The 10,217-nt window shown below is 74.8% G+C and carries 10 protein-coding genes; 6 read left to right on the forward strand and 4 right to left on the reverse strand.

Annotated features, from left to right (window positions below; genetic code table 11):
- Nucleotides 1-44 precede the first annotated feature (44 nt).
- From AC0AIB_RS30355 to AC0AIB_RS30365, 3 genes are all read left to right on the forward strand, one after another.
- Complete coding sequence (locus tag AC0AIB_RS30355) at nt 45-1,523, forward strand: SulP family inorganic anion transporter (RefSeq protein WP_328338647.1); 1,479 nt, start codon at nt 45-47, stop codon at nt 1,521-1,523.
- Nucleotides 1,524-1,927: 404 nt separating this feature from the next.
- Complete coding sequence (locus AC0AIB_RS30360) at nt 1,928-2,848, forward strand: ATP-binding cassette domain-containing protein (protein ID WP_328338648.1); 921 nt, start codon at nt 1,928-1,930, stop codon at nt 2,846-2,848.
- Nucleotides 2,845-3,654, forward strand: coding sequence for an ABC transporter permease subunit (locus AC0AIB_RS30365; protein WP_328338649.1), 810 nt, complete (start codon nt 2,845-2,847; stop codon nt 3,652-3,654). The genes AC0AIB_RS30360 and AC0AIB_RS30365 overlap by 4 nt, the downstream gene beginning before the upstream one ends.
- Before the next feature lie 139 nt (nt 3,655-3,793).
- Here AC0AIB_RS30365 and AC0AIB_RS30370 read toward each other — a convergent pair whose 3' ends face one another.
- From AC0AIB_RS30370 to AC0AIB_RS30385, 4 genes are all read right to left on the reverse strand, one after another.
- Nucleotides 3,794-4,459, reverse strand: coding sequence for a response regulator transcription factor (locus AC0AIB_RS30370; RefSeq protein ID WP_328338650.1), 666 nt, complete (start codon nt 4,457-4,459; stop codon nt 3,794-3,796).
- The gene (locus AC0AIB_RS30375) at nt 4,456-6,045 is read right to left on the reverse strand and encodes a sensor histidine kinase (protein ID WP_328338651.1); all 1,590 of its coding nucleotides are present in this window, start codon (nt 6,043-6,045) and stop codon (nt 4,456-4,458) included. Before AC0AIB_RS30375 ends, AC0AIB_RS30370 begins: the two co-directional genes overlap by 4 nt.
- 76 nt (nt 6,046-6,121) lie before the next feature.
- On the reverse strand, nt 6,122-6,826 hold the full coding sequence (bioD, locus tag AC0AIB_RS30380) for a dethiobiotin synthase (RefSeq protein WP_328348872.1): 705 nt from the start codon (nt 6,824-6,826) through the stop codon (nt 6,122-6,124).
- A 135-nt stretch (nt 6,827-6,961) separates the two neighbouring features.
- Nucleotides 6,962-8,122: an 8-amino-7-oxononanoate synthase gene (locus AC0AIB_RS30385; RefSeq protein WP_328338652.1), complete on the reverse strand. Its 1,161-nt coding sequence runs from the start codon at nt 8,120-8,122 to the stop codon at nt 6,962-6,964.
- Nucleotides 8,123-8,356: 234 nt separating this feature from the next.
- Between AC0AIB_RS30385 and bioB the strand changes: the two genes are divergently transcribed.
- Genes bioB through AC0AIB_RS30400 form a run of 3 tightly spaced genes read left to right on the forward strand, consistent with a single transcriptional unit; the run spans nt 8,357 to nt 10,091 of the window.
- On the forward strand, nt 8,357-9,352 hold the full coding sequence (gene bioB, locus AC0AIB_RS30390) for a biotin synthase BioB (RefSeq protein ID WP_328338653.1): 996 nt from the start codon (nt 8,357-8,359) through the stop codon (nt 9,350-9,352).
- Nucleotides 9,353-9,359: 7 nt separating this feature from the next.
- Entirely contained in the window at nt 9,360-9,581 is a 222-nt protein-coding gene (gene bsaP / locus AC0AIB_RS30395) for a biotin synthase auxiliary protein BsaP (protein WP_328338654.1), read from the forward strand.
- 3 nt (nt 9,582-9,584) lie between these two features.
- Nucleotides 9,585-10,091, forward strand: a complete 507-nt coding sequence (locus AC0AIB_RS30400; protein ID WP_465097990.1) for a GNAT family N-acetyltransferase — start codon at nt 9,585-9,587, stop codon at nt 10,089-10,091.
- Nucleotides 10,092-10,217: the final 126 nt, after the last annotated feature.

Raw genomic sequence — 10,217 nt, forward strand, 5'->3', positions numbered from 1 at the left:
GGTGGGGGGAGCACGGTGGGTGGGTCGTGGGGGTGAGGTGGTCGGTGGTTCGGGATGATCTGCCGGCGTCGCTTGTGGTGTTCCTGGTGGCGTTGCCGCTCTGTGTGGGGATCGCGGTCGCCTCCGGGGTACCTGTCGAACTCGGGCTGGTGACGGGGGTGGTGGGCGGGCTCGTCGTGGGGCTGATGCCGGGCAGCAGCCTCCAGGTGAGCGGGCCGGCGGCGGGGCTGACCGTGCTGGTCGCCGAGGCCGTCGACCGCTACGGGCTGGCCGGACTCGGGACCATCGTGCTGGTCGCCGGTCTGCTCCAGATCGGGCTGGGGCTGCTGCGGCTCGGCCGGTGGTTCCGGGCCATCTCGGTGGCCGTGGTCCACGGCATGCTCACCGGCATCGGTCTGCTGCTGATCGCCGGCCAACTGCACGTCCTGACGGGTGCCGACCCACCGCCGACCGGGCTCGCCGGCCTCACCGGGCTGCCGGCCATGGTCACCGAGGTCACCGGCTCCGGTACGGCGCAGGTGTCGCTCGCCGTCGGCGCGGCCACCCTCGCGGTCATGTTCCTCTGGGACACCCTCCCGGGTCGGCCGGGTCTGGTCCCCGGGGCGCTGATCGCCGTGGTCACCGCAGCCGGGGCGAACGCCGTCATGCGGTTGCCGGTCGACCGGATCGAGGTGGCAGGGCTGCTCGCGGCGGTCGAACCGTCGTTCGGGCACTGGACGGCCCTCGCCGACCCGGGGATGCTCGCCACCATCGTCACGTTCGCCCTGATCGCCTCGGCGGAGAGTCTGTTCAGCGCGGCGGCGATCGACCGGATGCACCAAGGGCCGCGCACCGACTTCGACCGGGAACTCGTCGCCCAGGGCACCGGCAACACCGTCTGCGGCCTGCTCGGCGCGTTGCCGATGACAGCCGTCATCGTGCGCAGCTCCGCCAACGTACGGGCCGGCGCGCGGACGAAGGCGTCCCGGGTGCTGCACGGGGTGTGGCTGCTGCTCTTCGTCGCCGCGGTGCCCGGCCTGGTCGGGCTGATCCCGATGCCCGCGCTCGCCGCCGTGCTGGTGCACGCCGGTTGCAAGCTGCTGCCGTGGCGGGCTCTGCCCGAGCTGTGGCGGGAGCACCGGGGCGAGGCGGTGGTGCTTGTGGTGACCGCCGCCGCGATCCTCGGCACCGATCTGTTCACCGGCGTGCTCGTCGGTCTCGGCCTGGCCGTGGTGAAGACCGCCTGGGAGACGTCCCACGTGCGGGTCACCGTCCACGACGACGCCGACCCGGTGCACGTGACGATCACCGGAAACGCCACCTTCCTGCGGCTGCCCACCATCCTCACCACCCTCGACGGGCTGCCCGACGACCGGGGGGTACGGCTGGACCTGGGCGGCCTGCGGCACGTCGACCACGCCTGCCGGACCGCCCTGGACACCTGGATCGAGACCCAGAACCGCAACGCAGACGTCGGCGTACAGGTCGTCGCCCCACGACCGGCGCAGGACGACCGGTCCCTGCCGGTCCCGGCCACCGACTGACCAACCGTCGTGAACCCCGTGCCACCCGGGTTCACCGGCCTGCCGGGCTGCTCGCCGACCTGCGGGGGATCGCCCGGGTCTGCCGGCAGGAGTCCCGGGTACGGCCGAGGGAAGGGACCGGCCGGTCCCGCCGGTCCCGCCGGTCCCGGCGGAGAGGACCGGGGAGATCCGCCTAGCACCGTCGGAGACGCCTCCCGACCCACCGGCATTCCGGCATTCCGGCGTTCCGGCATTCCGGCATTCCGGCGTTCCGACCCACCGTCATTCCGGCCTCCCGGCACACGGGCGAACCGGCACACGGGCGAGTCGGCACACGGGCGCACCGGCACACCTGACGAAGGTGGGGGTGGGTAGCCGCCGATCGGCAGCGTCGGCACCCGCCCGCAGACGCCTAGCGTCCACACATGATCACATTACGCGGCTTGACGAAACGGTTCGGGACGACGACTGCGGTCGACGGCCTGACCGCCGACATCGCCCCGGGCCGGGTCACCGGCTTCCTCGGCCCGAACGGCGCGGGCAAGTCCACCACCATGCGGATGGTCCTCGGCCTGGACCGGCCCACCGCCGGTCAGGCCCTGGTCGACGGCCGCCCCTACCGGGAACTTCGGCACCCGTTGTACGAGGTGGGTGCGCTGCTCGACGCACGGGCGATCCACCCGGCCCGCACCGGCCGGGCACACCTGTTGGCGATGGCCCGCAGCAACGGCATCCCGGCCCGCCGGGTCGACGCGGTCCTCGCCGTGGCCGGGCTGGACGACCGGGCGGCCCGGAAGCCGGGCCGTACCCTCTCGCTCGGCATGGCGCAGCGGCTCGGCATCGCCGGCGCGCTGCTCGGCGACCCGCCGGTGCTGATGTTCGACGAACCGGTCAACGGCCTCGACCCGGACGGGGTGCGCTGGATCCGAGAGCTGACCCGCTCGCTCGCCGCCGAGGGGCGCACCGTGCTGGTCTCCAGCCACCTGATGAGCGAGATGGAGCTGACCGCGACCCAACTCGTGGTGATCGGTCGGGGCCGGCTGATCGCCGACGCACCGATCGGCGACCTGCTCGCCGCCGCCACCGCGTCGGTACGGGTACGCGGGCCACGGCCGGACGGGTTGGCCGCGCTGGCCGCCCGACTCACCGCGGACGGTGCCACGGTGACCCCGCAGGGGCCGGACGGGCTGACCGTCACCGGCGCCGCCACGGCCCACATCGGCGACCTGGCGTACGTGCTGGGTGTGCCGCTGCACGAGCTGACCACGATCACCGCCACCCTGGAGGAGACGTTCATGGCGCTGACCGCCGACTCGGTCGAGTACGCCGGAGGCGGTGCCAGGTGAGCACCCCGTCCCCGGTACGACCGGCAGCCGTCCCCACCGGCCGGGGTGGCCTCGTCGGTGCGGTCACCGCCGAGTGGACCCGGCTGTGGTCGGTGCGGGCCACCTGGTGGACCATGCTGGCCGCAGTGCTGCTGACCGCCGCCTCCACCGCCCAACTCGCCATCTACGTCGTCAACGGCAACACCAGTGACGACCCCACCGACGACGTCGGGGTGGTGACCGTGGGCAGCGTCCTGATCGATGCGATGGAACTCACCCAGTACGCCGTGCTCGCCCTCGGCCTGCTCGCGATCACCGGCGAGTACGCCACCGGCACCATCAGGTCCACCCTCCAGTGCACCCCGTCGCGGGGGCGGGTGTTGCTGGCCAAGGCGGTGGTGACCGGTGCGGCCACGTTCGCCTTCGGACTGCTGCTCGGTCTGGTCGGGGTGCTGGCCGCCCGGCCACTGCTCGGCGGGTGGGGGCGGATGCCCGTCGGCCGTACGCTCGGCGACCTGCTGGCCACGGCGACGTACCTGGCGCTGGTGGGGGTGCTGGCGCTCGGGCTCGGTGCGGCGCTGCGCAGTGCGGTCCTGACTCTGGTGGTGCTCTTCGCGGTGCTGATGATCGTTCCGTTGTCGTTGCAGGAGCCGAAGATCGGCGTGCTCACCCGGATCGCCGACGGCTTTCCCGGCGTGGCCGGTGGGCACTTCCTGGCCGGGGACACCGACCCGTACCCACCGGTGGTGGGGTTGCTGCTGCTCGCCGGCTGGGCCGCCGTCGCCCTGGCACTCGGCCGGGCGGCGCTGCACCGCCGCGACGCCTGACGGTCACACGTCCGGACGCCGGCGACGCCGCGGCGCGTGCGGGGCCGGACAGTACGGCGCGTGCGGGGGCCGAACGGCGCGGCGCCGGCCGACGGCGCCCGGACCGGCCGACGGCGCCCGGGCCGGCCGACGGGGCGGGTCAGCCGGTCAGGCCCGCCTCGTAGGCGAGGATCGCCGCCTGCACCCGGTTGCGCACTTCCAGGCGGGTGAAGATGCTGGTCAGGTAGCCCTTCACGGTGCCCTCGGTGAGGTGCAGCCGGCGGGCGATCTCGGCGTTGGACAACCCCAACCCGACCAGGCCGAGCACCTCACGCTCCCGGTCGGTCAGGCTGGCCGTCCGGTCCCGGGCGGCCGGCACCCGGGCCAGCCGGTCGCCGTTGAGTTCGATGACCCGGCGGGCCACCTGCGGCGACAGGTACGCCCCACCGGCGGCGACGGCGTGCACCCCGGTGATCAGTTCGCGCGGGTCGCCCGCCTTGAGCAGGAAGCCGCTGGCCCCGTGGCCGAGCGCCCGGGCCACGTACTCGTCCTCGCCGAAGGTGGTGAGCATGACGGTGGCCGTCGTGGGCACCAGTCGACGGATCTCGGCGGCGGCGCCGAGGCCGTCCAGTCGGGGCATCCGGATGTCCAGCAACGCCACCCGGGGCCGGTACGCCCGCGCCGCCTCGACGGCCGCCCGACCGTCGGCCGCCTCGGCGACCACCTCGATGCCCGGATCGGTGGCGAGGATGGCCCGCACCCCCGCCCGGATCATCGCCTCGTCGTCGGCGAGCAGGACCCGTACCGGGTCCGAATCGACAGTCATCGGGGCATCGGGTCCTTACTGGTCAGGCGACCGTCGACGAAACAGAGCCGCCAACTCGGCTGGGCCAGCGGGAAATTGCCGTCGGTGTAGTACTCGCAGCGCCCACCGGGCGGGGTCACCCGGTCGACAGGCGGTTCCACCTGACGGCGGGGCAGACCGGACAGTTCGGCACGGGCCGTGCCGAGCCGCATCCCGTCGAACGCGGGTCGGTCCAGCACCGCCCCGGCGGTGGCGACCGGGTAGTAGACGAGCGACAACGCCAGGGCGACGGCCGGCGGCGTGCCGAGAGCCACCAGCAGACTCCGGCGTACGCTCCGCCGGGCGGCCCGTACCGCACCGCCGATGTCGGTCGATCCGCCGACGGCTGTCGCCCGGTCGTGCGGGATCACCACCGGCCACGGCGGAACCGGGTCGGCCAGGACCGGCCCGGGTCGACCCGGGACCATGCCCGTCCCGGAGACGACCGGCGGGACGAGGGGCAACCGGGCCGTCACGGCGAACCCGCCGACCTCGGTCGGACCGGCGTCCAGAGTGCCGCCGAGCAGCCGGAGCCGCTCGCAGAGTGCCGCCAGCCCGGAACCGTGCGACGGCGGGTCGGCCGGCGCACCGGCCGGTGGCGGCTCGTTGACCACCCGCACCTCGGCCCAGCCGGCCCGCTCGGCGACCGCCACGGTCACCGACGCGCCGGGGGCGTACCGGGCGGCGTTGGTCAGCGCCTCCCGCACCACCCGGTGCGCCGCGTTCGCGACGAGTGTCGGCAACCGTCCGCCGGCCGGACCCGGTGCCAGCCGTACCGCCAGCCCGGCCTCGTGGGCGACGGCCACCAGATCGGCGATGCTCTCCCCCACCGGCGAGGTGCCCGCCGGGCCGTCCCGCAGCATCCCGATGATGCCGTGCAACCGTTCCGTCGCCGCCCCGACGCTGGCCCGCAACTCCCCGGCTGCCGCCCGGTGCCGGTCGGGCAGCCCGGCGGCCAGCTCCAGGGCGGCGGCCCGCAACGCGATCAGGCTCAGGTCGTGCCCCAGCGAGTCGTGCATCTCCTCGGCGATCCGGGCCCGTTCCCGCAACCGGATCCGCTCCGCCACGCCGCGCTGCTCCCGCCGCACCGCCTCGGCGTGCTCCCCGGCGGCCAGCACCAGCGCCTGCTGCTGGCGCCGGTACCGCCCGGCCAGCCAGGGGAACACCCCGGCGCCGAGCAGCACGCAACTGAGCAGGAACCAGGTGGCCATGCCGGTGCCGAGCAGCGCCAGGTGCAGCACCGTGCCGCCGACCGCGACCGCGGTGAACAGCACCGCCGCCGGGGCCGTCCGCGCGCTGCGCCGTCCCGCCAGATAGCTGAACGCGACCAGGGCGAACACGAAGTTGCCGTCGACAAGCGAACCGGCCAGCACCAGCAGCACCGCCGCCACCGGCGACCGCCGGCCGACCAGCACCGCCGCCGCGAGCAGCGCCAACGCGCCGACGAGCAGCGGTACGGCCCACCGCCCGTACGGCGGGGTCAGCCGGGGGTACGCCACCGGGGCCGCGAACACGGCCCACAGCAGCAGGTCAGCTGCCCACCGGCGGGTCCGCTCGCCCTCGTACACGATGGTCAGGCTACCGACGAGCCGGTGGATCGGGCACCGACGAAGGTCAGGTGCCCCGACCGCCCCGATCAGGCGCTCAGCCGGCGTCCTCGGCCCAGGTGCGCCAGTCGTCGAGCACCCCGTGCAGGTCAGGGGTGAGCCAGCCCGGGGCGGACCGGCGGAACACTCCCGGGTCCATCGACCCGGCGCCGGTCGGTAGCGCACCGAGCATGTTCGGCACCAGCTCGGTCAGGTTCGTCCAGTGCACCAGCTGCGGCTCCGCCGGCCAGGCGCCGATCACCACCCCGGCGGGCACGGCCCGACGTTCCAGCGCCTCCAGGGTGAGCGCGGTGTGATTGAGGGTGCCGAGCCCGGCGCGGGCCACCACCACCGCCGGCGCGCCCAGCGACACCGCCAGGTCGGCGACGGTCCACGCCTCGCCGGACGGACGCAATCCCATCGGCACCAGCAGCCCACCGGCCCCCTCGACGAGCACCAGGTCGTGCTTGTCGACCTCCGCACGGATCGCGTCGACGGCGGTGTAGAGCTCCAACGGCTCCAGCTCGGCGACCCGGGCCGCGGCGAGCGGGGCGAGCGGGTCCGGGTAGCTGGCCAGGGTACGACCGGTCAGCGGGGCGGCCAACCTGGTCACCGAGTCGACGTCGCCGGGCTCACCGGTGGCCGTACCCGTCTGGCCCGGTTTGACCACCGCGACCCGCAGACCGGCGGCCTGCGCGGCCGCGGTGATCGCCGCCGTCACCACCGTCTTGCCGACCTCGGTGTCGGTCCCGGTGACCAGCACCGCACCCTTCCACCCGCTCACGGCACGACCTCGGCTCGCGACTGCGGGGCTCGCAAACCCGGCTCACTCCTCGCGCTCACGGCACGACCTCGGCTCGCGACTGCGGGGCTCGCAAACCCGGCTCACTCCTCGCGCTCACGGCACGACCTCGGCTCGCGACTGCGGGGCGCACTCCACGATGGTCTCCAGGGCGTGTTCGAAGGCCGTTCGGGTCACCCCGGTGGAGAGGGTGAGCCGCAGCCGGGAGCGGTGGTCCGGGGTGGACGGTGGGCGGAAGCAGCCGACGGCGACACCCCGGTCCCGGCAGTCGGCCGCCCAGGTGGTGGCGGCCTCCGGGCCGGGGGCGGTCACCGACACCACCGCCGCGTCGGGGGCGGACACGGTCAGCCCGGCCGCGCCGAGGCGGCGTACCGCGTAACGGGCCCGGTCGGCCAGCTCGGCGCGCAGGTCGTCGGCGGTCCGGGCCAGCGCCACGGCGGCCCGTACCCCGGCGGCGACCGCGGGCGGCGGCGCGGTGTCGAAGATGAAGGTACGCCCGGTCTCCACGAGATGCCGGACGAACTCGGCGGGACCGGCGACCACCCCACCGGCGCCACCGAGCGCCTTGGACAGGGTCGCGGTGACCACCACGTCCGGCGCACCGGCGAGCCCGGCCGCGGCCACCGCGCCGGCCCCGGCCGGGCCGGTGACGCCGAGCGCGTGCGCGTCGTCGACGAGCAGCAGTGCGCCGTGCCGCCGGGCGACGGCGTGCAGTGCGGCCAGCGGGGCGAGGTCGCCGTCGACGGAGAAGACCGACTCGGTGACCACCACCGCCGGTCGGCCCGGCGCGGCGGCGAGCGCGGCGGCCACCGCGTCGACGTCGGCGTGCGCGGTGACCACCGTCTCCGCGCCGGAGATCCGGCAGCCGTCGATCAGCGAGGCGTGGTTGTGGGCGTCGGAGACGAGCAGGGTACGCGGCTGGGCCAGGCCCCGGACGGCGGCGAGGTTGGCCAGGTAACCGGAGGAGAAGACCAGCGCCCGTTCGACGCCGAGCCAGCCGGCCAGCTCGTCCTCCAGGGCGTGGTGGACGTCGGTGGAGCCGCGTACCAGGCGGGAGCCGGTGGCCCCCAACCCGTACCCGGACAGGGCCCGGCCGGCGGCGGCGACGACCTCGGGATGGGTGGCCAGGCCCAGGTAGTCGTTGCCGGCCAGGTCGACCACCCGGTCACCGGCGGCGCGGGGGCGCAGGGTGCGGGTGAGCCCCGCCCTGGCCCGCAGTGCGGCGCGGCGGTCCAGGGCCGCCAGCCAGTCCGCCACCGGTCATCGCCTCCGTCCACCATTCGATCGCCGCCGGGCGAAATTACCATCCGCCGGCCCAGTACCGGCGTGGCGTCGGCCCGGCGCACCGACGCTCCCCCGGGCGGCGACCAGGCGGGCCGAAGGGCCGCTCCGGGGCACCCCACCCCGCCCCGGGTCGGGTCGGGGGCGGGGTGGGGTGGCCCCGCGGCGCGGGCGTTTCCCGGCCCGCACCGGCCTTGTAGGGTACGAGCCATGCCAGAGATCCTCGACCAGGCCCGGACCCAGGTTCTGGGCGACGGCGTCGGCCTCGACCAGGCCGGCGTCCTCGCCGTGCTGAACCTGCCCGACGAGCACGTCCCCGCCGCCCTCCAGCTCGCCCACGAGGTGCGGATGCGGTGGTGCGGCCCGGAGGTCGAGGTCGAGGGGATCGTCTCGCTGAAGACCGGGGGCTGCCCGGAGGACTGCCACTTCTGCTCGCAGTCCGGCCTGTTCACCTCCCCGGTCCGCTCGGTCTGGCTGGACATCCCGTCGCTTGTCGAGGCGGCGAAGCAGACGGCGGCGACCGGGGCGACCGAGTTCTGCATCGTGGCCGCCGTGCGCGGCCCGGACGACCGGCTGATGGCGCAGATGCGCGAGGGGGTCGCCGCGATCCGGGCGGCCGTCGACATCCAGGTCGCCGCGTCGCTGGGCATGCTCAGCCAGCAGCAGGTCGACGACCTGGTCGAGATGGGCGTGCACCGCTACAACCACAACCTGGAGACCTGCCGCTCGTACTTCCCGAACGTGGTCACCACGCACTCCTGGGAGGAGCGCTGGGAGACCCTGCGGATGGTCCGCGAGTCCGGCATGGAGGTCTGCTGCGGCGGCATCCTCGGTCTCGGCGAGACGGTGGAGCAGCGGGCCGAGTTCGCCGCGCAGCTCGCCCAGCTCGACCCGCACGAGGTGCCGCTGAACTTCCTCAACCCGCGGCCGGGCACCCCGCTCGGCGACCGTCCGGTGGTCGAGGGCCGCGACGCGCTGCGCGCCATCGCCGCGTTCCGGCTGGCCATGCCACGCACCATCCTGCGGTACGCGGGCGGCCGCGAACTCACCCTCGGTGATCTCGGCACCCGTGACGGTCTGCTCGGCGGGATCAACGCCGTGATCGTCGGCAACTACCTGACCACGCTGGGTCGACCGGCGACGGCCGACCTGGAGCTGCTGGAAGACCTGAAGATGCCGGTGAAGGCACTCTCGGCGACCCTGTGAGGCAACGGTGACCGAACTCTCCCCCGCTACGACCCTGCCCGGATCGGCCGCGCACTGGTGCGACAGGTGCGGCGAGTCGGTGGCCGCCGGGCCACACCCGGCGTGCGAGGCGGCCCGGGCGTGGGAGCCGCCGCGCTGGTGCGCGTCCTGTCGGCGGCGGATGAAGGTGCAGGTCGTACCGGCCGGCTGGTCGGCGGTCTGCGTCGAGCACGGCGAACGGCGGGGCTGAGGCGTGCTGCACGGGCGGACGGTGACGCTGCGACCGGTGACCGACGCCGACGTGCCCGCCCTCGCCGCGATCCGGGCCACCCCCGAGGTTCGCCGCTGGTGGCGCGGCGGCGACGACCTGGCCGGATCGGTGCGGGCCGACCTGGCCGACGACGCGTTGACTGTCTACGCCATCGAGCACTCCGGCAGGCTGGTCGGGGCGATCCAGTGGTACGCCGAGACCGAACCGGACTACCGCCACGCCAGCCTGGACGTCTTCCTCGACCCGGCGGTACGCGGCACCGGGCTGGGCGGGGACGCGATCCGCACCCTGGTACGGCACCTGGTCGACGAGTACGGCCACCACCGGTTCACCATCGACCCGGCGGCGGCGAACACGGCGGCCATCCGCGCGTACGCGAAGGTGGGGTTCCGTCCGGTGGGCATCATGCGCCGCTACGAGCGTGGCGCGGACGGGCGCTGGCACGACGCGCTGCTGATGGACCTGCTCGCGGAGGAGCTGGCCGACTGAAACGGGCGGGGGGGGGCCGCCCCCGGCCCCCGGCGGCCCCCGATCACCGTCGTACGGTGGTCCAGCGGACCGGCCGACGGGCCGGGCGGGCATCGCCCTCGACACCGTCGGACGCGGTCCGGGTGA

The sequence above is a fragment of the Micromonospora sp. DSM 43699 genome, assembly GCF_055517075.1.

What these genes read in the sequence shown, in the direction of transcription:
- AC0AIB_RS30360 (WP_328338648.1), top strand. Translation starts at nt 1,928, where the DNA reads ATGATCACATTACGCGGCTTGACGAAACGGTTCGGGACGACGACTGCG.
- bioB (WP_328338653.1), top strand. Translation starts at nt 8,357, where the DNA reads ATGCCAGAGATCCTCGACCAGGCCCGGACCCAGGTTCTGGGCGACGGC.
- AC0AIB_RS30370 (WP_328338650.1), bottom strand. Translation starts at nt 4,459, where the DNA reads ATGACTGTCGATTCGGACCCGGTACGGGTCCTGCTCGCCGACGACGAG.